The sequence below is a fragment of the Nocardia donostiensis genome (assembly GCF_002081715.1).
Classification (GTDB): Bacteria; Actinomycetota; Actinomycetes; order Mycobacteriales; family Mycobacteriaceae; genus Nocardia; species Nocardia donostiensis.
In genome coordinates, this window is the sequence record NZ_MUKP01000013.1 from 18,416 (window position 1) to 39,307 (window position 20,892).

A 20,892-nucleotide genomic window follows, 5' to 3' on the forward strand; every position below is an offset into this window, starting at 1 on the left:
CGCACAGCAGATGGGTGCATTCCAGCCGCCGGGCCCCGCGCGGCCTACCCCACACGCTGCACCTGAACCATCAACAGCGCAGTGTCATCTCCCCACCATCCGAACCCGCACCGGGCGTCGGCTGTCCCGACGACCTGACCCGAGAGGCAAGCCTGACGTGGCCGATTTCCTTTCCACCGGAACTCTTCCCGACCATTACCGTGATCTCGCGCTGACGGTCCGGGATTTTGCGAACCAGGTCGTCGCACCGGTGGCGGCGCAACATGATGCCGAACACAGTTTCCCCTACGAGGTGGTCGCCGGAATGGCGGAGATGGGGTTGTTCGGGTTGCCGTTCCCAGAGGAGTACGGCGGGATGGGCGGCGACTATTTCGCGTTGTGCCTTGCCCTGGAGGAACTGGGCAAGATCGACCAGAGCGTGGCGATCACGCTGGAAGCGGGCGTGTCGCTGGGTGCGATGCCGATCTACCGGTTCGGTAATGACGAACAGAAGCAGCAGTGGCTGCCGCGGCTGACCAGTGGTCGCAGCCTGGCCGCGTTCGGGCTCACCGAGCCGGGCGCGGGCAGCGATGCGGGCGGTACCCGCACCACCGCTGCCGAAGACGGCGGCGACTGGGTGATCAACGGCAGCAAACAGTTCATCACCAATTCTGGTACCGATATCACCGAACTGGTGACGGTGACCGCCGTGACCGGACAGCGCGACGGCAAGAAGGAGATCTCCACCATCCTGGTGCCCACCGGCACATCCGGTTTCGTCGCCGAACCGGCGTACAACAAGGTCGGCTGGAATGCCTCCGACACCCATCCGCTCAGCTTCACCGACGTCCGGGTTCCCCGGGAAAATCTGCTCGGTGCACGCGGCCGCGGATACGCCAACTTCCTGAGCATCCTCGACGAGGGCCGGATCGCGATCGCGGCCCTGGCCACCGGGGTGGCACAGGGCTGCGTCGACGAATGCGTGCGGTATGCGGGGGAACGCGAGGCGTTCGGCAAGCCCATCGGACGCAACCAAGCCATCGCGTTCAAGATCGCCCGCATGGAGGCCCGCGCACACACCGCCCGCACCGCCTACTACGACGCGGCGGCGCTGCTGCTCGCCGGGAAACCGTTCAAGAAGCAGGCCGCCATCGCCAAGCTCATCGCCGGTGAGGCCGCCATGGACAACGCCCGTGACGGGACGCAAATCTTCGGCGGCTACGGCTTCATGAACGAATACCCTGTGGCCAGGCACTACCGGGACAGCAAGATCCTGGAAATCGGCGAGGGCACAACGGAGGTGCAGTTGATGCTGATCGGACGGGAGCTGGGGCTGTGAGCGCAGACGAGACGACCGGGATGCGCCGAGTGGTTCAGACCGGACTCTGGTTCGAGGAACTGGAAACCGGCGTGGTGTACGAGCATCGGCCGGGCCGCACCATGACCGAAACCGATAATGTGCTGTTCAGCACGCTCACCATGAACCCGCAGGGCTTGCATATCGACGCCGCCTACAGCGAAGCGCAGGGACCGTTCCATCAGCGGCTGGTGAATTCGCTGTTCACGCTCGGCACCATGGTCGGGCTCGCCGTCGCACACCTCACGCAGGGCACCACCGTCGCCAACCTCGGGTTCAGCGAGGTGAAGTTCCCGGCGCCACTGTTCCACGGCGACACCGTGTACGCCGAAACGGTGGTGCTGGACAAACGCCGCTCCAAGAGCAGGCCGGGCGAGGGCGTTGTCACTTTCCGCCACACCGCACGCAACCAGCACGGCACGGTGGTCGCGGTCGCCGTGCGCAGCGCGCTGATCCGGCTACGCCCCACTGCCGAGGACAAGTCGTGACCGCAGCGTGGGTTCCGCCGGGACCGGCGTGGCTGTTCTGCCCCGCCGACCGCCCCGAGCGCTACCAGAAGGCGGCGGCCGTGGCCGATGTGGTGATCCTGGATCTGGAGGACGGTGTCGCCGCCGCAGACAAGGACGCCGCACGTAGCGCACTCGCCGCGAACCCGCTCGACCCGGAAACCACTGTGGTGCGGGTGAATCCGGTGCAAACACCCGATCTAGAGCTCGATCTGGCCGCGCTGGAGAACACCGGCTACCGGCGGCTGATGCTGCCGAAAACCGAAACCGGCGAACAGGTCGCCGCGCTCGCCGATTTCGAGGTCCTCGCCCTGGTCGAGTCGCCGCTCGGCGTGCTGGCTGCCGAGCGGATCGCCCGCGCCGACAACACCATCGGCCTGATGTGGGGGGCGGAAGACCTGGTCGCCGGGCTCGGCGGCACCTCGAGCAGGAGATCCGACGGCGCATACCGGGACGTGGCGAAATACCTGCGGTCGGGCACTCTGGTGGCCGCCAAGGCGTACGGGCGGCTCGCGCTCGACGGGGTGTATCTGAACATCGGCGACCTCGACGGGCTGCAAGCGGAAGCCGAGGACGCGGTGGCGGTCGGTTTCGATGTCAAGGTCGCCATCCACCCGAACCAGGTGCCGGTGATCCGCGCCGCCTACGCGCCATCCGGCGACGAATATACCTGGGCGCAAGCGGTATTGGCGGAAGCAGCGCAGCATCGCGGGGTTTTCGCCTTCGATGGTCGAATGGTCGACGCGCCGCTGCTGCGTCACGCCGAACAGATCGTCCGGCGCGGTCGGGCCCACGGTGGCACCACCGCTTGAACCGATCGACCCGACACCAGGAGGACCAGCGGTGCAGCCACAGTGGACGCCCACCGAACGCGATATCGCCGAGGCCAGGATCACCGACTTCGCGCGGTTCGTCGCAGCGCGCACCGGTGCGACGCTGCCGGACTACCACACACTGTGGCAATGGTCGGTGGATCATCTACCCGCGTTCTGGCATGCGGTCTGGGATTATTTCGAACTCGGCGACATCGCCGGAGATGTGCTGACCAGCACCGAAATGCCGGGCGCGCACTGGTTTCCCGGGACCCGGCTGAACTATGTGGATCAGGTCGTCCGGCAGTTCCGCACCGACCGGCCCGCCATCATCGCGGTCACCGAAAGCGACACCGAAGAGGTCCGGATGCAGGAAGTGTCCTGGACGGAGCTGATCGACCGCGTCGCGGCGTTCGCGCGCACGCTGCGCTCTCTGGGGGTGGGGCCGGGCGACCGGGTGGCCGGGTATCTGCCCAATATCCCCGAAGCAGTGGTCGCTTTCCTTGGCACCGCCGCTGTCGGTGCGGTGTGGAGTGCCTGCGGGCAGGACTATTCGGCCAAGGCGGCGCTGGACCGGCTCGGCCAGCTCGAACCGAGCGTGCTGGTCACCGCAGACGGCTACCGCTACGGCGGCAAAACACATGACAAACGCGACGATGTCGCCGCACTGCGCGTCGGGCTCCCCACCGTGCGCGCCACCATCGCCGTCTGCCGCCTCGGTAACGAGATTCCCGATTCCCTGCCGTGGGCCCAGGCCAGTGACAACACCGATAACGCTGCCGCGATCATCGACACCGCTTCCGTCGACTTCGATCACCCGCTGTGGATCGTCTTCTCCTCCGGCACCACCGGCCTGCCGAAAGGTATCGTGCACGGTCACGGTGGTGTCCTGCTGGAACACCTCAAAGCCGTTGGCCTGCAATCGGATATCGGGCCCGAAGACACGTTCTTCTGGTACACCAGCCCCAGCTGGATGATGTGGAACTTCCAGATCGCGGGCCTGCTCACCGGCTCGACCATCGTCTGCTACGACGGCAGCCCCACCTACCCGTCCCCGGACGCGCTGTGGCGGATCGCTGCCCGCGTCGGCGCCACGGTGGTGGGCACCAGCCCCGGCTACGTGCTGGCCTGCAGCAAAGCCGGCGCGGTGCCGGGCACCGACCACAATCTCTCGGCGCTGCGGTTGATCGGCATCACCGGGTCGTCGCTGCCGCAGAGTTCGTCGCTGTGGTTGCGTGACAAGGTGGGCGCGCACATCCCGGTCGCCTCCATCAGCGGCGGAACCGATGTGGTGTCGGCGTTCATCGGCGGGGCGCGCACGGTGCCGGTGTGGCCGGGCGAACTGTCCGCCCCGTATCTGGGAGTGGCGTTGGACGCCTACGACGAACAGGGACGCTCGGTGCGGGGCGAAGTAGGTGAACTGGTGGTCACCGCGCCCATGCCGTCCATGCCGATCTACTTCTGGCGCGACCCGGACGGGAAGCGCTACCACGACGCCTATTTCGGCACCTTTCCCGGTGTGTGGCGGCACGGGGACTGGATAACCATCACCGACCACGGCAGCGTTATCGTGCACGGTCGCTCCGATTCCACACTGAACCGGCACGGCATCAGGATGGGCAGCGCCGATATCTATCAGGTCGTGGAACGGCTGCCGGAGGTCGCCGAAGCACTGGTGATCGGGGTGGAGCAGGCCGAAGGCGGCTACTGGATGCCACTGTTCGTGGTGCTCGCACCCGGCGCGGAACTCACCGACCAGCTGCGGGAACAGATCAACGAGGTGATCCGCACCCAGGTGTCGCCACGCCATGTACCCGATGAGATCCTGGCCGCCCCCGCCGTCCCGCACACCCGCACCGGCAAGAAACTCGAGGTGCCGATCAAGAAATTGTTCCAGGGCGCGGACCCGGCGCGGGTGGTGGAACGCAGCGCCGTCGACGACCCCGACCTGCTCGATTGGTATGCCCGCATCCGCCCGCCACGATCGTGACCGGGACGTAGCCGCCTGTTAGCCAGCGATACCATAAGCGAATGAGTGTCGACAATCGCCGTTCTGTTCGCGCGAGGGACAACGGCAGCCTCGTGAAAGGAGACGGCGACTCGGACCGACGTGAAATCCGGCGCAGGCCGAAGAACCGCAGGGCCCAGATCGCGGCGGCCGCTGCCTCCGCCTTCGGTTCGCTCGGCTACCACGGGGTGAGCATGGAGGACATCGCCTCCGGCCTCGGCATCAGCTCCGCTGCCCTCTACCGGCACTATCCGAGCAAATACGCGCTGTTCCGGGAAGAGTTGCTGCGCGTCGGCCAGGCGATGACCGAATCGGTGCGGACACCCGGCAACGCCGACGTCGACACCGTCGCGACGGACACGACCCCCGAGCAGCGTTTGCGCCGGGTGCTGGACGCATTGATCACCGCCACCGTGAGCAACCGTGCCAGCGTCACCCTGGTCCGCTGGGAGGCCCGCTACCTCGCCGACGAAGACCGGGCGCTACTGATCGACCAGCAGACCGAGATACTCGCCGCCCTCGGCACCGAACTCGCGCAACTACGTCCCGAACTCGCCACCGACGACCGTCGCGTTCTCGTGGCCGCCATGCTGTCGGTGATCACCAGCATCGCCGACCATCACGCGGCGCTGCCCGCGAAAACGCTGACCGCCCTGCTGGGTTCGGCCTGCTGGGACTTGGCGAACGCGCACCTGCCCGCCCCCGGCGCTGCCGAACCCGCGCCCCGGGTCGAGATCCCCGATTCGTTCAAACACGAACTGCTGCTACACAAAGCGGTCGACCTGTTCCACGCCCGCGGGTATCCGAATGTGAGCGTAGAGGACATCGCCACCGCGGCCGGGTTGTCGGCGGCGTCTGCGGTGTACCGCTTCTACCGCAGCAAAAGTGACCTGCTCGCGGCCGCTTTCCGCCGTGCAGCCGACCGGGTGTCCAGCGCGATCGGCCCCGCCGTATCCGCCGCCGCCAGCCCGGAAGCCGCGCTGACCACGCTGATCGCGCAGTTCGTCGCCGGTTCCTTCGCCGAACGCGCCCTGACCTTCGTCTACTACACCGAATTCCAGCATGTCCCGCCGGAGGAGCGGACCGCGCTGCGCAATATCCAGCGGCTCAGCGTCGAGGAATGGGCGCGGCTGGTCCGCGAGGTTCGCCCCGACCTGTCCGGCGCCCAGGCCCGCTTCCTGGTCCACGCCGCGTTCGCACTGGTCGTCGACCTAGGCCGCTCGTTCGACAACGATCCGATCGCCTCCCAGCCGCGGGTGCGGCTGCTGATGCAGACGGTGTTGTTCGGGCGACCGGCAGACGATGACACGACCGCGGCCCCGCCGACATAGCGGGACCGCTGCCGGTGTCCCGCGGGGCTCAGACGCGCGTTGGCTCGGTGAACCAGTGCGGGATCGTGGTGCGGGCGATCGGTCCGTGCAGTGCCTCGGCCAGCGCTTCCACGGCCAGGTTGCGGGCAAGCTTGGTGGCGTGGCAGTCGCGGAGGCTGTCGAGCATGAGGAAGTCGTGCACCATGCCGAGCACGCGGACCGCGGTCACTTCGACACCCGCCGCGCGCAGTTTCGCAGCGTAGGCCTCCCCTTCATCGCGGAGGACATCGGCTTCGCCGGTGATCACCAGGGTGGGGGGCAGGCCGCGCAGCTGGTCGATGCTCGCGCGCAGCGGAGCGGCGTGTGGTTCGGCTCGTTGCGCGGGCTCGGTGGTGTATTGGTCCCAGAACCATTTCATCCCGTCACGGGTGAGGTAGTAGCCGTCGGCGAACTGCCGGTAGGAGGCTGTTTCGAAGTTCGCGTCGGTCACCGGATACAGCAGCACCTGGGCTTTCGGTTCGATATCGCCGCGTTCGGAGCACATGAGCGCGAACGCGGCCGCCATATTGCCGCCGACCGAGTCACCACAGACGGCCAGCCTGGATCCGTCCAGGTCGTGCTCGTTCCCGTGCTGGGTCACCCACCGTCCGACCGCGTAGCACTGTTCCACCGCGATCGGATACTTGGCTTCTGGCGCTCGGTCGTACACCGGGAACACCACCGCCGCCTGCACCCCTACTGCCAGTTCCCGCACCAAGCGGTCGTGGGTGGTCTCGTCGCCGAACACCCATCCGGCGCCGTGCAGGTAGAGCACCACCGGCAGCCGCCCCGACAATCCTTCTGGTCGCACGATCCGGGTCCGTATCCGCCCGGTCGGTCCGTCGGGCACATCCACCCACTGTTCCTCGACCCCTGGTTTGTCCACCCCCTCCCCGGACTGTAATCCCACCAGGATCGCGCGCCCCTGCTCCGGCGGCACCTCATAGATCCGCGGGTGTGGGGAAGTTTCCTCGGCCAACTGCCGCGCCGCCGGCTCCAGCACTGGTTCGCCGGGATCGGAAAGCTCGGTCATGATGATCTCCTTCTACGGTCGACGGCAACGCCGAGGAGCTTGCAGGAGGTACTTCATCGAGACAGCATTCGTCCGAAACGACTATTCAGCGCTCCCGCATCCCTGTCAAGCAGCACTGTTGCCGGGACCTGGACACATCGACCGCCGGGTGCGGAGTTTCAGTTGGTTTCGCGGGTGGCGTCGATGAGGGACTTCGGGCGCATATCGACCCAGTGGGTTTCCACATAGTCCAGGCATATTTTGCGGGACGCCGGGCCGTGGGTGATGGTCCAGCCGCCGGGGACTGCGGCGAAGGTGGGCCACAAGGAGTGTTCGCCGTCGGCGTTGACCAGGACATAGAACTGGCCGGCTTCATTGTCGAACGGATTGGTCATCTGGTTACTTTCTGTCTGCGGCACATGACGACTTGGAGACGGTCTACGCCGGACATGTTGGGCTGCCACCCTTTTCGCTCGGGCTCGCCGGTACCGCAGAAGGCGTTCGCGGCAGTACCAGGCCGGTGCGGTCTACGAAATGAGCTGCGCCACAACTGTTCGGAAAACCGCCGCGAGTGATTCGACGACCCGCCGCCCGTTGTTGCGGTTCTCTTCAGGTGATGTTTCGGCAACAGGGGTCGATGTCCAACCGAGAAAGAGCCGAAATAGCAAGGGTAGTAGCGCAACCCGAAATTTATCCCCGCCGGTGCCGAACCTTCCCCGTGTCCGGCGCCGGCGGGGGTGTCGGTGGCCTCGAGCCATGGAACCGACTCAGCCACACCGATGTCCAGCGTACTGGCAATCGCCGATATCGCGGGGAGTTCGAGGCGGGTGTCGCCCGTGTCGCGGGTGAAATACTGCGGCGCAGCGATATCGGTGCCGAACCGCGCCGCGAACGCCTCGTCTCCGCCCGCTTCGAAAGCGAGCTGTACCCCCGACGGATACAGCTCGCCCCTTGCTACGACCGAAAGTGGTGGCAGCAGCCGATCGAGTACCCATAACCGCCGCGTGAATATCGTCCACTGCTCGATGGATGTCGACACGTTAGCGACATAGACCGGATCAGCGCAGGTAGGGCCCGGTGCGAATAGCGCAGTCTCGTGCCGGATATGTTTCCGCACACGGTCGTATCCGTGGGCCCGTTCCCCCTGTGCCGGAGCCGCGTTCGTCCGATACACGGATCCTCCTCACTACGAACAACGCGCTGCACCGAACAGTGTGAGCAGCGCGGACCGGACGGCGCAGGCGCGCGTGCCCGCTGGGGTGCGTCCGGTCGTGAAACCTGAGGGCCACCGCGGAAATTCACACGAGGCGACAACCGCGGATGATTTCCGGCGGATGCGTGATGAACGGTGATGCCCGCCGGAGCATCGCGTTCCCTGGCCGGGGTCGGTTCGGAACGCCTGGTGCTAGCGCGTGATCGTTCCTCCAACTCCATTACCGCAGCGCACGGGCGCCGCGGCGATACCGGCCTCACCTGATTGCGAATCAGGTACCGCGAACTTTAAGACAGAACAGAATAAAAAGGAATACTTTGAGCAAAAATCTGGACAAGTGCTAGAGACAGCTGAGCCGCGCCAAGCCCTCAGCCTCGCAGGAAGGTGGCGGCACGCTCGGCGAGCATCACCGTCGTCGCCTGCGGCCCCCGCCCCAGCGGAACCGGGACGATCGACAAATCCGCCACCGACAGACCTGGCACACCGTGCACCCGGCAGCGTTCGTCCACGACGGCACGCGGATCACCGGAGACACCCATCCGGCAGGTCCCCGAAAGATGCTGCGAAGTACCCAGCAGCCGCAGCAGCCATCCATCGGCATGCTCGGCCCCGGCGGCATCGCGATCCGGGATATCACCCACCGGCTCGGCGCCCATCCGGTCCAGCAGACGCCCCGCCACTTCGGCTGCCTCATGCAACCGGGTCCGGTCGACGGCATTGGCGAGATAGCGATATTCGATGATCGGGGACGCCAGCGGGTCCGCGGACCGCAACCGGAGCGTGCCGGATGCATGCGGTCGCATCAGAGCGATCCCCAGATGGCGGGTATCCGGTGCGAAAGCCACGGTGTAGGGGCGGATTTCGATATCGCCTAGTTCGAGCACGGATTCGAGGGCGACGGTGCGGTCGAGCTGAGCACGGTGCCGGTACTCGATGCCGATTTCGGGATGGTCGGTGCACCATCGGCCGACGGGTGCTGCCTGCACCACGGGAATCCCCAACGCACGTAACTGCTCGGGCGGCCCGATACCGGAACGCAGCAGCAGCGCGGCCGATTCGATCGCGCCCGCACACACCACCACCCGGTCGGCCCACACCGTCTCCGGCACCCCGTCTCGTACACAGTCCGCACCGATCGCCCGCCCGCCGCGGAAACGGATCGTGCTCACCGTCGTGCCACCGGTGACCGTGAGGTTCGGGCGCGACAGCGCGGGCAGCAGATACGACTGCGCGGTGGCGACCCGTGCCCGGAAACCGTCGCCGGCGACGGGACCGACATTGCACGGCACCAGACCGGCACCAGAGGCGGCCGAATCCGCGGGCAACGCGTTCAGATCGGCTAGCTCGGTGAACCCGGCGGCCGTGCACGCTTGGAGGAACTGCTCGGTCAGCGGGGCGGGTGTGGTGGTCCGCCGCACCGGCACCGGGCCAGCGTTGCCGTGGCCGGGCTGATCGCCGTAGTCGTAATCGTGTTCCAGCTCCCGGAAGTGCGGCAGCACCTCGTCGGTGGACCAGCCCGGCGCCACCTGGCTCCACGCCGTGAAATCCGCGGCGGGCGGGCGCACGAAATAGCAGCCGTTGATCGTACCGGAACCGCCGGCCACCCTACCGCGCACAATACTTCCCGGCCGCTCCTCGGTCAGCGCGACCGGATAACGCCACAACCACGGCGCGGCGTCGTCGAGCGGCAATCGTGTCGCGTCCCGCAGTTGCGGCGGGAACTGCGCTGCCGAAGCCCATACCGGCCCGGCCTCCACCACACGAACCGTATGCCGCGGATCGGCACTGGCGCGGGCGGCCACCACACATCCGGCGGTACCGGCGCCGATGACGAGGGTGTCGACCATCCCAGCCGCGGATCAGTGTGGTGGCAGCGTGGGTTTCAGTGCTTCCACGCTGCGCGCCCGGATCGCGCCGAGCCACAGCCCGGCGCCGTAGCCGATATCGTCGATCCGCCGGAACACGATATAGCGGAGCGGTCCGAGCCCGCCGGAGTCACGGTGGGTGTACCAGTCGGCGACACCGTCGGCCAATGCCATGGCCAGGGCGATATGGCGGATGCGGCGGGAAAACAACATCGCCACCACGGTGACCGGCCAGTAATGCCGGCACATCGCCGAAGCCAACCGCCACAGTCCGGCGAAGAAACCGCGCGCCAGATAGATCGCCGCGATCCGGGTCGGGTTGTCGACACCGGTGAACACCCGCCGCAGCCTGCGCAACGCGGTCAGCAGCGTGATCAGCGCGCCGAACAACCCCCAGCGCGTGCGGGTGGCCAGCAGCACCGCCGACAGCACCGTCCATTTCGGTACCGACAGCGGCGACACCATTCCGGCGTGCCGTTCGCTCAACGGTGCAGCGCCGGTGCCATAGAACAGTTTCCGGCGGAACCAGTCGCGGAAGGAAACCCGGTGGTCGTGCGCAACATGGGCGGCCGGTTCGTACCGCAACCGCCAGCCCGCCCGTTCCAGCCGCCAGCACAGGTCCACATCCTCGGCGACCCGCATCGTCTCGTCGAAACCGCCCTCGGCCACCAGCACAGCGCGGCGCACCAGCAGCGCTGCGCTCGGCACATACGACACCACACCGCGCGACTGCACCGCCGATTCCCGTCTGCCCAGATCCAGCGACGAACGGGTGTGCTCGTAGCGGGCCAGCGCAGTGGACTCCGGGTCCAGCGCGACGATCCGCGGCGCGACCAGAGCGACCTCGGGGTCACTGAAATGGCCGAGCATCACTTCCAGCCAACCGCTGCGCGGCACCACATCGGAGTCGAGAAACGCGACGAACTCGGTTGCTGCCGCACGCAAACCGGTGTTGCGGGCAGCGGCCGGACCGAGCGTGCGTTCGTGCCGCAGCACCGTGACCCGACAGCGGCCCCCGTGTTCGGGGACGCGCACCGGTTGATCGGAGCCGTCGTCGACCACGATCACGTTGTGCCCGCGCAGGGCCGACAGCAGCCGCGCCAAACCGTCGGCGTTGTTGTGTAGCGGGACGATGATGGTGACGTCCTCCGGTTTCGGCAGCAGCCGCGGCCGGGGATTGGCGACGCCGGAATCCAGCAGCCGTCTGGCGACGACAGCGGATTTCGGGCCGTTCACCTCGAGGTACCCGTCACCGATCATTTCGGCGGCTTCCGGGGCGAGGCGCAGCAACCGGGCGGGCGAACCTCCGATCAGGATGCGGCCCCCCGAGTATGCGCGTACCCGCGGGTCGATCCGCACCCCGAAACCATCGGGCAGGCGATCATGGCGCATTCCTGGCATGTTAACTGGCAATTCAGCGGTCGACATCATCAGTGAGCGAAAAAGTAGCCGGTTCCGGAGGATTTATCGTGCCCACCCGGCGAAGCGGGCACGTCTTCCGTAGCCGGACGATAGCCGGATGCGATGAACCCGCCCGCAGCAACGAACCAGCAATCAGTGTGCGTACGGGTCGCTGCGGGTGGTAACGCATCCGGCTACCGTACCGCCTTACGCCAGCGGGCTTTCGTCGCAGGCGCGCGACGGCCTGCGCACAGGCGGCAACAGCGTCAACGGCACCGGACCCGATTTCCGCGATCCGGGCTTGCGCGAGCTGCGGCGGGAATGGTCTACCGCGGGACGCGGAATGACCCGCCCGGTATCGGCCAGCGCCGCCTCGCCGTAGCCCTGTACACATTCCGGGTCGGGGCCGTCGACGGGCAGCCCGGTGAAGAACTTCGCCGCCATACAGCCGCCCCGGCACGAGTCGTAATGCGCACACGACGAGCAGGCGCCGCCGCCGCTGGGCTCACGCAATTCGGTGAACAGTTCCGATTCCCGCCACACCGTGGCGAAACCACCGTCGGTGACCACGTTTCCGGCGTGGAACCGCTCATGAATCGCAAACGGGCAGGCGTACACATCGCCCACCGGATCCACCAGGCACACCACCCGGCCTGCCCCGCACATGTTCAGGCCGGGCAGCGCTGCACCATAGGCGGACAGGTGGAAGAACGAATCCCCGGTGAGCACGCCCTCACCGTTGCGCAGCAGCCACTCGTAGAGTTCGCGCTGCTGTTCGGGGAGTGGATGCAGTTCATCCCAGACGTCGGCACCGCGGCCCGAAGGGCGCAGCCTGGTCAACCGCAATGTGGCGCCGTACCGTTCGGCGATCTCCCGGAACTGGTCGAGCTGCGCGATATTGTGCCTGGTCGCGACCACCGACAGTTTCGCGTCGGAGAACCCGGCATTCGCCAGATTCTCCAGGGCGCGGATCGCCGTATCGTAGGAACCCGGCCCGCGCACCGCGTCGTTGACCTCGGCGTCGGCGCCGTCCAGCGAGATCTGGACGTCCACATAGTCGCTGGCCGCCAATCGCTGCGCGACCTCGGGCGTGATGCGCACACCGTTGGTGGAGAACTTCACGCCCACCTGATGCGCCGTCGCGTAATCGACCAGCTCCCAGAAATCCGGCCGCACGGTGGGTTCACCGCCGCCGATATTGACGTAGAACACCTGCATGCGCTGGAACTCGTCGATCAGCGCCTTGCACTGTTCGGTGCTCAGTTCCCGCGGGTCACGTCTGCCCGACGAGGACAGGCAGTGCACACAGGACAGGTTGCACGCATACGTCAATTCCCAGGTCAGACAGATCGGCGCGGCCAGCCCCGACTCGAATCGATCGACCAGCCGCACCGCCGGGTCGGCCGGGGCGGCGGGCGCGAACGGCGCCGGTGCGCTGAGTTCGGTGTCGGGTGGTGCGCCGACGATCATGTCGGAGTCCACGAGCTGAGCAAGGGCCTTGACATAGGGATCGGCGTTCTCGTCCCGGACGCCCGCCGCACGGAGCGCGGAGCGGGCCGAGACGTGACCGGGCAGCGAGCGCACGATCTCGACGATGCGTGGGTTCTTCAAAAAGGACAGTTTGCGCGTGCCGAAGTGATACAGCAGTGCGCCGAACGGCTCCGGTCGCAGGGCAACTCGCGGATGCAGCTGCCAGCGGGTATCCAGGTCGAGCATGATCTACCGCCGATCAGTAGACGCCGCACATACCGTCGATGGATACCTCTTCGATCAGGGATTCCTCGACCAGCGGCGCGTCCTCGCCGTTGCGTGCCTCGACGGTCCCGACCGGGCCGCGGTGATCGGTATCGGCGTGTCCGAAGGAGCGGTTGTCCGACATGGCTACCTCCACAAGGTTGGCGCTGACGACCGCTCGCTGCGGTCGCCTGCCCCACGATAACGTCATCGGCTGACAAAATGGAACCTGTTTCCGCAACTGCGGGCCGACACCGCGAATACCGGGCGCTCTAGACTTTCCGATGGCAAGCAGCTGAACAGAACGTGGCGAGCACATCCGCTCGGCGTGGTAGAGGTGGCATGGGAGTCGTGCGAATGCAGACGAACGGGGGCGGCAATACGCTGTCGGAAACCGAGATCGTCGAGGCGGCTCTACGCGTCGTCCGCGCCGACGGCGTCGAAAAACTCTCCATGCGGCGACTCTCGCGCGAACTGGGCGTTTCGCCGATGGCTCCCTACTATTACGTCGCCGACAAACGCGAGCTGCTCGACCTGGTGGCCTCCGCCGCACTGGCCGGCGTGCGCAAACCGCCCCCGGAAACCGGACCGTGGCAGCAGCGGTTGCGTGAGCTCATCGACCAGATCGACGAACGGCTGCGCAAACATCCCGGCCTCGGTGATGTGCTGATCGAACAAATGCTGGGCAAACAGCTCGATCTGATCGCCGCGGTGATGGAGATCCTGTACGAGGCGGGGTTCAGCGACCGCAATGTGCTCGCCGCCTACGCCACCATCCATACGTACCTGTTCGGTCGCAGGCGGGTGAACCCACGCAACCTCGCCACCCCGCCCGATATGCCGTTGCCCGAGACCGTGGCACGCGCCACCCGGTACATGCCCGATCTGCGCGGCAAGTACTCCTACGACTTCGGTATGGAAGTGCTGATCGCCGGGCTGGAAGCCCAGCTTGTCCAGCAGCCGTAACCCGACGTACGATGAAAACTGAAACACGTTCTAGTTTTGGCTGTGGTACCACATCGCGGCCAGCGCCCAGGTACGAGAGGACGACATGACCACCGTCGAAGTTCCCCACGGCTCGCGATCGGTCGTGCTGCGGGTAGCCGAGGTCATCACCGAAACCGCCGACGCCCGCTCACTGGTCTTCGAAGTACCCAGCGACCTGCGCGAACGCTTCGCCTACAAACCCGGCCAATTCCTCACCCTGCGCATCCCGAGCGACCGAACCGGCTCCGTCGCCCGCTGCTACTCCCTCGCCAGCTCCCCACACACCGACGACCAGCCCAAAGTGACCGTCAAACGCACCGAAGGCGGCTACGGATCCAACTGGCTGTGCGACAACATCCGAGCAGGCCACGAACTCGAGGTGCTGCCACCGTCCGGCGTATTCACCCCCGCAGACCTCGACGAAAACCTGCTGCTCTTCGCCGCGGGCAGCGGGATCACACCCGTGATGTCGATCCTGAAATCCGCCATCGCCCGCGGCACCGGCCGGATCGTCCTGATCTACGCCAACCGCGACCCAGAATCGGTCATCTTCGCCGCTGAACTGCGCGAACTCGCCGACAAACACCCGCAGCGGCTCACCGTCATCCACTGGCTGGAACAGCTACAAGGACTGCCCAGCGTCGCCTCCCTGGCCGCCCTCAGCAGGCCCTACACCGAACACACCGCCTTCCTGTGCGGCCCGAAACCCTTCATGGACGGCGTACACCAAGCACTCGCCGAAATCGGTGTACCACGCAACCGCACTCACGCCGAGATCTTCAACTCACTGGCCGGAGACCCGTTCGCCGACCAAGCACCTGTCGAAATCAGCGATGAGGAAGCCGCCGACGCCGCGACCGTCGAGGTAGAACTCGACGGGGAAGTACACGAACTGAAATGGCCGCGGAAGCAAACGCTGGTCGACATCATGCTCGACAAAGGGCTCGACGTGCCCTACTCCTGCCAAGAAGGGGAATGCGGGTCCTGCGCATGCACCGTTCTCGAGGGCAAGGTCGAGATGGACAACTCGGAGATCCTCGACCCCGAGGACATCGAAAACGGGTACATCCTCGGATGCCAAGCACATCCCCTGACCGACAGGCTGCGCATACAGTTTTAATGGCCGCGCGGTATTGATGGCAGCGCCTCCGGCGCGGGGCCCTGCGCGATGCGGCGCCGACACGCTGGCTGGGCCGCACACTGGATGATGCCGGGTGCAGGATGCAGGACGTCCGGAGACGACGGCGGCGCTGCCGCTCGCCCTGTTGTTTCTTCTGTGCCGCCAGGGGGCTCAGCGGAGGGCGCGGTAGCGGGCGCGTTGTTCCGGGGTCAGGTGTTCGGTGGCGTAGCTGAGGGCGGTGCGGCCGAGGCCGGGGGCGTGGTGGTTCAAGAAGTCGGTGAGTAGGCGCTGGTCTATTCGTTTTCCTACTTCTCGGAGCATCCAGCCGAGGGCTTTTTGGATCAGGTCGCGGCGGTCGTCCAGTAGGTGTTCGGCAACGGTGAAAGTCGGCGCAGGGTCACCGGATTTGATGAAGGCGAAGGTGGCGAGCAGGGCTACTCGGCGCTCCCACAGCGAATCCGCGGCAGCCAATTCCATCAGCAGGTCGATGGGTTTACCGAACAGCCAGGGGCCGATGATCTTTTCGGCGGAGACATCGACGAGGTCCCAGTTGTTCACGCAGCCGCGGCGAACGGCGGCCAGGTACCGGGCGGCGATCTCGTCGCGAGCGGCGGCGTCGTAGGCGCGAGGCGTGGATACGCGGGTGAAGAGGTTGCCGAGGATAACCAGAGCGGCCATGCGGTGCTCGTGTACCGGGTCGTTCAGCAGCTCGTCTATTTCGACGAGCGAGAGGGTGGAGAAACGTTTCGCCACCGAACGGGTGACCGGCACGCGGACGCCGATGAACACATCACCTTCGCCGTACTCGCCGGGGCCGGTTTTGAAAAAGCGCTGCAGATTCGCCGCGTCGTCCGGGTTCGCGTATTCGGCCAGCGCTTTTCGCACCTGGCCGGCTGTCATATGATCGGCTACCACGCTCACCCCGTCCTCCGGAAACACCATTCGGCAGCGCACAGCAGGCGCCCCGCCCGAATGCCGGGCGGCGGCACGATCAAGCCGTTGCGCCCAATATCCTGCCCGGCTCATACGCTGCCGCCCCAGCGGGAAGCTCGCCGGGGCGGCCACTGTTGAGCACGCGCACTTCGCCGTTGCCGGTACTCGGCCTGCCAAGGGCATCCATGCGCCGGATCGTCTGGGTGGCCACGGCTTGGGCGCTGTCGAACAGGCGCACACCGTCGGGCAGCGCGGCCACGATGTTGTCGACCACCAGCGGGTAGTGGGTGCAGCCGAGCACCACGCCCTCCACATCGTCGGGGGTTTGTTCGGCGGCGCGGGCGATGCTCTCCGAGACCGCCACCAGATCACCGCGATCGACGGCTTCGGCGAGGCCGTGGCAGGCCACGCTGGTCACCTTCGCCGCGCAGGCGAAACGGGCGATCAGATCCGCCTGATAGCGGCTGGCGGTGGTGGCGGCGGTCGCCCACACTGCCACCGAACGGCATACCGCGGCGGCCGGTTTGATCGCGGGCACGGTGCCGACCACCGGGACGTCGGGTCCGACATCGGCGCGAACATGGTCGAGCGCGGTGACGCTGGCCGTGTTGCACGGCAGCACGATCACCTCCGCACCCGACTCCAGTGCGGTGCGGGCAGCCGAGACCACCCGATCGACGACCCACTGCTCCGGTTTCGGCCCCCATGGGGCGCCGTCGGGGTCCAGCTGCAGCAGCAGATCCACATCGGGGCGCAGCTTGCGCACCCACGCAGCAGTGGGCAGCAGGCCGAAACCGGAGTCGATGAGCGCGACGATCACATCGACAAGGTTATTTGGCAGCCCCGAGCAACTCGGCGACCGGGGCACCGGCCGCGATCTTCGCGCGCGTCTTCATCACCTGACCGGGCATCCCACCGCCGACCACACCGGTGAGCCGCTCCTCGCGGGAGTAGTAGGCGAGGAATTTCCTGCCGTCGTCGGCGACGATACGGATATCGTCGCCGGCCCTCGGGGTGCCAAGCGCTTGCACCTTCACGTCGTACTGGTCGCTCCAGAAGTACGGCACCTGGGCGGCGCTCGGCGGTTCGGCGCCCAGCAGCGCGCAGGCGAGGAGTTTCGCCTGCTCACCGGCGTTGGTCCAGTGCTCGATTCGGGTACAGCCGCCGCTGGAGTACCTCCAGGCGGCCACGTCCCCGACTGCCCATACACCGTCGACACCGGTGCGTCCCGCCTCATCGGCGAGCACACCGCCCCCGGCCGACGGTTCCACCAGTGCGATACCGGACCCCTCCAGCCATTCGGTCACCGGCCGGGAACCGATCCCGACGACCACCAGATCAGCCAGCACCTCGACCCCGTTGGTGAGCACGGCCCCGCGCACCCGCCCCGTAGTATCCGACAGCAGCGAATCGACCCCGACGCCGCAGCGCAGATCAACGCCTTCGGCTCGGTGCAGCCGCCCCACCAGCGACCCCACCTGTTCGCCGAGCACCCCGGCCAGCGGAGTCGGCTGCGGCTCGACCAACACCACGGGCAAGCCACCGGCACGGAAACTGGCCGCCAGCTCACAGCCGATGAAACCGGCGCCGATCACCAGCGCTCGGCCCGCACCGACCAGGTCCGCGCGCAGCGCGACAGCGTCGTCGTGGCTGCGCAACACGTGCACCCCTGCCAGCGCCGCCAGCCCGGGCAACCGACGCGGGCGCAGCCCCGTGGCGATGATCAGGTGGTGATATTCGACCTCTGAGCCGTCGGCAAGCAGCACCCGGCGGACTGCGGGGTCGACCCCGACGGCTGCGGTGTTCACCCGCAGGTCGATGCGCTTGTCGGCGAAGAAGTCGGCGGGCCGCAATGTGGTGTCGTCGGTTTCGCCGCGCACGAACTGTTTCGACAACGGCGGCCGGTCGTAGGGCGGGCGCGCCTCGTCGCCGAACAACACCAGCTCGCCGTCGTATCCGACGCGGCGCAGTTCCTCGGCAGTGCGCAACCCGGCCAGGCCGGCGCCGACGATCACGATCGGCGCGGTCATACCGACTCCCTTCTACAGTGGCAGCAGCGCCGCCAAACTAGAACACGTTACAAATTTTGCCATAGGGCTGCCCTGGACTCGCGAACGCGTCACCATACGGTGACCAGCGTCACGTCACCGCGCCCGTAATGCCGCATATTCGTATCCCCGACGATGTCGACCGACCGGTCAATCAGGTCTATACCGAGGTCAGGGCCGTTTCCGGTCTATCTCCAGTCAAAGGGAGGCAGAAAGAAATGTTCACCGAAAGCCGTACCCAGGATCTACTCGCCGTGCTCCTCGGCGCCTTCGCCGCACTGTCACCGCTATGGCTCGAAACCAACGATAGGGCTACCTGGACGCTGGTCGTGCTCGGTGTGCTGATCGCGCTCACCGGCCTCGCCCAGATGTACCGACCTGCGATGTCGGCAGCCGACTACGCGATGGGGCTGTTCGGCGTACTGATGTTCCTGTCCCCGTGGGTCATGGACTTCACCGGTTACAACGGGGCCTCGTGGACGGCGTGGATCGTCGGCATCGTCACGGTGGTGCTCGCGGTCGTCGCACTGCCCATGGTTGCCGGACGCATGCACCGGCCCGCCGCGCACCACTGACCGTCGCATACCACCGACCACCGGCACCCTTCCATGCCGAAAGCACGGCACGGGCGTCGCCGCACTGCTGCAGCGGGCGACGCCCGGCGGCTCATCCTGGATGCCGCCGAGAAACTCTTCGCAGCACAGGGTTTCGATGCCACCGGCACCGCGGCGATCGCCGATGCCGCCGGAGTTCCCAAAGGACTGATCTTCTACTACTTCCCCACCAAGGACGCGATCCTGTCTGCCCTGGTGGCCGAACGTATGCCTGCCCAGCCGATCACCGATATCACCTCCGTCATCATGCCGGGTGATCCAGCGGCCAGCCTGGTCAACCTGGGCACCGCGCTCAACGTGCGCGGCCACCATTCGCCGGTACTGCGGGTGATCATGTGGCGCGAGGCCGACACCCATCCCGACGTGTGCAGGCAGTTGCGCCGCTGGCGCGATCAACTGCTCGACGTGACGGCGCGAGTCCTGCAGGCCAGCACCCCCACACCGGTGCGACCGGGCACGGTGAAGGCATGCGCGGCTGCGTGGGTGTCGACCATGCTCGGAATCGCGGGCCTGGACCGACTGCACGCCCTCGACGGCGGGCCGCTACCCGATGCGGACGAGGTCATCGGCGTCGCACAGGTGATCGCTGCGGCGATGACACAGCTCGGTTGACTTCGGATTGTGAATACCCCCAGTTCAGAGGGTTATTCCCGGTGTCTGGTCGCCTGACCGACCGGATCCGTGATACCAATACCCTCCATGCAGGTTATCCAGCGCCTGATAGCCGGCGCCCTACTCAGTGCCGTCGCTACGCTCCTGGTCGGGACTGCTCCTGCCCCGGCGCTTCCGATGTACCCGGCATCCGACCCCGATCCCTTCTATTTGCCGCCGCCCGATCTCGCCACCCGTGAACCGGGTGAGGTGCTCGGGGTCAAACAACTGCCGTCGCTGCTGACCTTCCCCAACACCAAGGTGACCCTGGTGAAGTTCCGCTCGACCAACTCGCGCGGGCTGCCGATCGCGGCCACCACTACCGTTCTGACCCCCGCACTGCACCGGCCCGATGGGCCGCTGCTGAGCTACCAGCACATCATCAACGGTCTCGGACCCGACTGCGCGATATCGCGCGTCCTTTACACCCACGACCCCAACCTCCAAGTGAAAGAGGCCGTAGCGCTCAACGCTCTGCTCGGCCGCGGTTGGAGTATCGCGCTCCCCGACCATCTTGGCCCCACCTTCGCTTACGGTGCGGCACGCCTGGGCGGCCAGATCACGCTGGACGGTATCCGCGCGGCCCAGCAAGTCGACGAACTCCGGGTGCGTAACAGCCCGGTTGCGATGGCAGGCTACTCCGGCGGCGGGATGGCGACCGCATGGGCGGCCGCGCTGGCGCCGACCTACGCACCGGAACTGAAGCTCGCAGGCGCCGCGACAGGCGGTGTCCCGGCGAACCTGGTGAAAATGCTCGAAGCGTTGCAGTTCAACCCGCATCCGGCGTTCGGACTGGTGATGGCCGCCGGTATCGGCCTGGAACGCGAATACCCGGAACGCTTCCCGATCAGCGACTACCTCAATGAAGCAGGCCTGACCGCCCGCAACCAGATGGGCAACGGCTGCACCAACGAAATCCTGGCCACCGGCGCAGGCCGCAGCATCCGCGACTACGCCCGCAGCACCACCCTCATCAACGATGCCGATGCCAGGGCCGTGGTGGAGGAGAACAGCCTCGAACTCTACGAAGGCGTGCCCAATATCCCGATTTACGAATGGCATTCCCCCACCGACCCGCTCATCCCCGTCGATTCCATCGTCAACACCAACCGCCGCTACTGCGAAGCAGGTGTCCGGTTGCAATCCGAACTCACCAACTCCCCCGAACACCTCAGCGCCGCCGTGCTCGGTGTCCCGTCGATGATCAACTGGCTCGACGCCCGCTTTCGCGGCGAGCCTGCCCCGTCCAACTGCTGACCCGGAACCGCTCGGTAGGCGCCGCTCCCTCCCTGGAAGCGGCGCC

19 protein-coding genes are annotated in these 20,892 nt (G+C 66.6%); 10 read left to right on the top strand and 9 right to left on the bottom strand.

The window, feature by feature from the left end; translation table 11 throughout:
* Positions 1–157 precede the first annotated feature (157 nt).
* The 5 genes from B0T44_RS11030 to B0T44_RS11050 are packed head-to-tail and all read left to right on the top strand — an operon-like array spanning position 158 to position 5,993.
* Positions 158–1,318, top strand: coding sequence for an acyl-CoA dehydrogenase family protein (locus B0T44_RS11030; RefSeq protein WP_077119304.1), 1,161 nt, complete (start codon positions 158–160; stop codon positions 1,316–1,318).
* 20 nt (positions 1,319–1,338) lie between these two features.
* Entirely contained in the window at positions 1,339–1,824 is a 486-nt protein-coding gene (locus B0T44_RS11035; RefSeq protein ID WP_077119530.1) for a MaoC family dehydratase, read from the top strand.
* Positions 1,821–2,654 (top strand): HpcH/HpaI aldolase/citrate lyase family protein, encoded by an 834-nt coding sequence (locus B0T44_RS11040; RefSeq protein WP_077119306.1) that lies wholly within the window; start codon positions 1,821–1,823, stop codon positions 2,652–2,654. Before B0T44_RS11035 ends, B0T44_RS11040 begins: the two co-directional genes overlap by 4 nt.
* Positions 2,655–2,685: 31 nt before the next feature.
* Positions 2,686–4,644: an acetoacetate--CoA ligase gene (locus tag B0T44_RS11045; RefSeq protein ID WP_077119308.1), complete on the top strand. Its 1,959-nt coding sequence runs from the start codon at positions 2,686–2,688 to the stop codon at positions 4,642–4,644.
* A gap of 41 nt (positions 4,645–4,685) precedes the next feature.
* On the top strand, positions 4,686–5,993 hold the full coding sequence (locus tag B0T44_RS11050) for a TetR/AcrR family transcriptional regulator (protein WP_077119311.1): 1,308 nt from the start codon (positions 4,686–4,688) through the stop codon (positions 5,991–5,993).
* Positions 5,994–6,021: 28 nt separating this feature from the next.
* On the opposite strand, the gene B0T44_RS11055 is transcribed toward B0T44_RS11050, so the two are convergent.
* The 6 genes from B0T44_RS11055 to mftA all read right to left on the bottom strand — a co-directional run bounded on the left by B0T44_RS11055 (position 6,022) and on the right by mftA (position 13,381).
* Positions 6,022–7,044 carry an alpha/beta hydrolase gene (locus B0T44_RS11055; RefSeq protein WP_077119313.1) on the bottom strand — a complete coding sequence of 341 codons (1,023 nt, stop codon included), beginning with the start codon at positions 7,042–7,044 and terminating at the stop codon, positions 6,022–6,024.
* Between the two features lie 158 nt (positions 7,045–7,202).
* Positions 7,203–7,418 carry an MbtH family protein gene (locus B0T44_RS11060; protein ID WP_077119315.1) on the bottom strand — a complete coding sequence of 72 codons (216 nt, stop codon included), beginning with the start codon at positions 7,416–7,418 and terminating at the stop codon, positions 7,203–7,205.
* A 1,186-nt stretch (positions 7,419–8,604) separates the two neighbouring features.
* On the bottom strand, positions 8,605–10,083 hold the full coding sequence (gene mftG, locus B0T44_RS11070; protein ID WP_077119320.1) for a mycofactocin dehydrogenase MftG: 1,479 nt from the start codon (positions 10,081–10,083) through the stop codon (positions 8,605–8,607).
* Between the two features lie 12 nt (positions 10,084–10,095).
* Positions 10,096–11,493, bottom strand: coding sequence for a mycofactocin biosynthesis glycosyltransferase MftF (mftF, locus tag B0T44_RS11075; protein WP_077119323.1), 1,398 nt, complete (start codon positions 11,491–11,493; stop codon positions 10,096–10,098).
* Between the two features lie 216 nt (positions 11,494–11,709).
* Positions 11,710–13,218, bottom strand: a complete 1,509-nt coding sequence (gene mftC, locus B0T44_RS11080) for a mycofactocin radical SAM maturase (protein ID WP_077119327.1) — start codon at positions 13,216–13,218, stop codon at positions 11,710–11,712.
* Positions 13,219–13,231: 13 nt separating this feature from the next.
* Positions 13,232–13,381: a mycofactocin precursor MftA gene (mftA, locus tag B0T44_RS28695; protein WP_077119330.1), complete on the bottom strand. Its 150-nt coding sequence runs from the start codon at positions 13,379–13,381 to the stop codon at positions 13,232–13,234.
* A gap of 212 nt (positions 13,382–13,593) precedes the next feature.
* Here mftA and mftR2 point away from each other — a divergent pair, with 212 nt between their 5' ends.
* Both mftR2 and B0T44_RS11095 read left to right on the top strand, forming a co-directional pair.
* On the top strand, positions 13,594–14,202 hold the full coding sequence (mftR2, locus tag B0T44_RS11090; RefSeq protein WP_077119332.1) for a mycofactocin system transcriptional regulator MftR2: 609 nt from the start codon (positions 13,594–13,596) through the stop codon (positions 14,200–14,202).
* Positions 14,203–14,287: 85 nt separating this feature from the next.
* On the top strand, positions 14,288–15,343 hold the full coding sequence (locus tag B0T44_RS11095; RefSeq protein ID WP_077119334.1) for a ferredoxin--NADP reductase: 1,056 nt from the start codon (positions 14,288–14,290) through the stop codon (positions 15,341–15,343).
* Between the two features lie 171 nt (positions 15,344–15,514).
* Here B0T44_RS11095 and B0T44_RS11100 read toward each other — a convergent pair whose 3' ends face one another.
* From B0T44_RS11100 to B0T44_RS11110, 3 genes are all read right to left on the bottom strand, one after another.
* Positions 15,515–16,243, bottom strand: a complete 729-nt coding sequence (locus B0T44_RS11100) for a DNA alkylation repair protein (protein ID WP_077119532.1) — start codon at positions 16,241–16,243, stop codon at positions 15,515–15,517.
* A 91-nt stretch (positions 16,244–16,334) separates the two neighbouring features.
* On the bottom strand, positions 16,335–17,096 hold the full coding sequence (locus B0T44_RS11105; RefSeq protein ID WP_077119337.1) for a glutamate racemase: 762 nt from the start codon (positions 17,094–17,096) through the stop codon (positions 16,335–16,337).
* A gap of 10 nt (positions 17,097–17,106) precedes the next feature.
* Positions 17,107–18,306 (bottom strand): NAD(P)/FAD-dependent oxidoreductase, encoded by a 1,200-nt coding sequence (locus B0T44_RS11110; RefSeq protein ID WP_077119339.1) that lies wholly within the window; start codon positions 18,304–18,306, stop codon positions 17,107–17,109.
* A gap of 236 nt (positions 18,307–18,542) precedes the next feature.
* Between B0T44_RS11110 and B0T44_RS11115 the strand changes: the two genes are divergently transcribed.
* The 3 genes from B0T44_RS11115 to B0T44_RS11125 all read left to right on the top strand — a co-directional run bounded on the left by B0T44_RS11115 (position 18,543) and on the right by B0T44_RS11125 (position 20,846).
* Positions 18,543–18,899 (top strand): SPW repeat protein, encoded by a 357-nt coding sequence (locus B0T44_RS11115; protein WP_077119534.1) that lies wholly within the window; start codon positions 18,543–18,545, stop codon positions 18,897–18,899.
* A 33-nt stretch (positions 18,900–18,932) separates the two neighbouring features.
* Complete coding sequence (locus B0T44_RS11120) at positions 18,933–19,550, top strand: TetR/AcrR family transcriptional regulator (RefSeq protein ID WP_077119342.1); 618 nt, start codon at positions 18,933–18,935, stop codon at positions 19,548–19,550.
* Positions 19,551–19,637: 87 nt separating this feature from the next.
* A complete protein-coding gene (locus B0T44_RS11125; RefSeq protein ID WP_077119344.1) occupies positions 19,638–20,846 on the top strand; it encodes a lipase family protein in 1,209 nt (402 codons plus the stop codon).
* Positions 20,847–20,892 lie beyond the last annotated feature (46 nt).

Excerpts from the sequence above, each read along its gene's own strand:
- B0T44_RS11035 (WP_077119530.1), top strand. The coding sequence starts at position 1,339 with ATGCGCCGAGTGGTTCAGACCGGACTCTGGTTCGAGGAACTGGAAACC.
- B0T44_RS11050 (WP_077119311.1), top strand. The coding sequence starts at position 4,686 with ATGAGTGTCGACAATCGCCGTTCTGTTCGCGCGAGGGACAACGGCAGC.
- B0T44_RS11055 (WP_077119313.1), bottom strand. The coding sequence starts at position 7,044 with ATGACCGAGCTTTCCGATCCCGGCGAACCAGTGCTGGAGCCGGCGGCG.
- B0T44_RS11060 (WP_077119315.1), bottom strand. The coding sequence starts at position 7,418 with ATGACCAATCCGTTCGACAATGAAGCCGGCCAGTTCTATGTCCTGGTC.
- mftG (WP_077119320.1), bottom strand. The coding sequence starts at position 10,083 with ATGGTCGACACCCTCGTCATCGGCGCCGGTACCGCCGGATGTGTGGTG.
- mftF (WP_077119323.1), bottom strand. The coding sequence starts at position 11,493 with ATGCGCCATGATCGCCTGCCCGATGGTTTCGGGGTGCGGATCGACCCG.
- mftC (WP_077119327.1), bottom strand. The coding sequence starts at position 13,218 with ATGCTCGACCTGGATACCCGCTGGCAGCTGCATCCGCGAGTTGCCCTG.
- mftA (WP_077119330.1), bottom strand. The coding sequence starts at position 13,381 with ATGTCGGACAACCGCTCCTTCGGACACGCCGATACCGATCACCGCGGC.
- mftR2 (WP_077119332.1), top strand. The coding sequence starts at position 13,594 with ATGCAGACGAACGGGGGCGGCAATACGCTGTCGGAAACCGAGATCGTC.
- B0T44_RS11095 (WP_077119334.1), top strand. The coding sequence starts at position 14,288 with ATGACCACCGTCGAAGTTCCCCACGGCTCGCGATCGGTCGTGCTGCGG.
- B0T44_RS11100 (WP_077119532.1), bottom strand. The coding sequence starts at position 16,243 with ATGACAGCCGGCCAGGTGCGAAAAGCGCTGGCCGAATACGCGAACCCG.
- B0T44_RS11110 (WP_077119339.1), bottom strand. The coding sequence starts at position 18,306 with ATGACCGCGCCGATCGTGATCGTCGGCGCCGGCCTGGCCGGGTTGCGC.
- B0T44_RS11115 (WP_077119534.1), top strand. The coding sequence starts at position 18,543 with ATGTTCACCGAAAGCCGTACCCAGGATCTACTCGCCGTGCTCCTCGGC.
- B0T44_RS11120 (WP_077119342.1), top strand. The coding sequence starts at position 18,933 with ATGCCGAAAGCACGGCACGGGCGTCGCCGCACTGCTGCAGCGGGCGAC.
- B0T44_RS11125 (WP_077119344.1), top strand. The coding sequence starts at position 19,638 with ATGCAGGTTATCCAGCGCCTGATAGCCGGCGCCCTACTCAGTGCCGTC.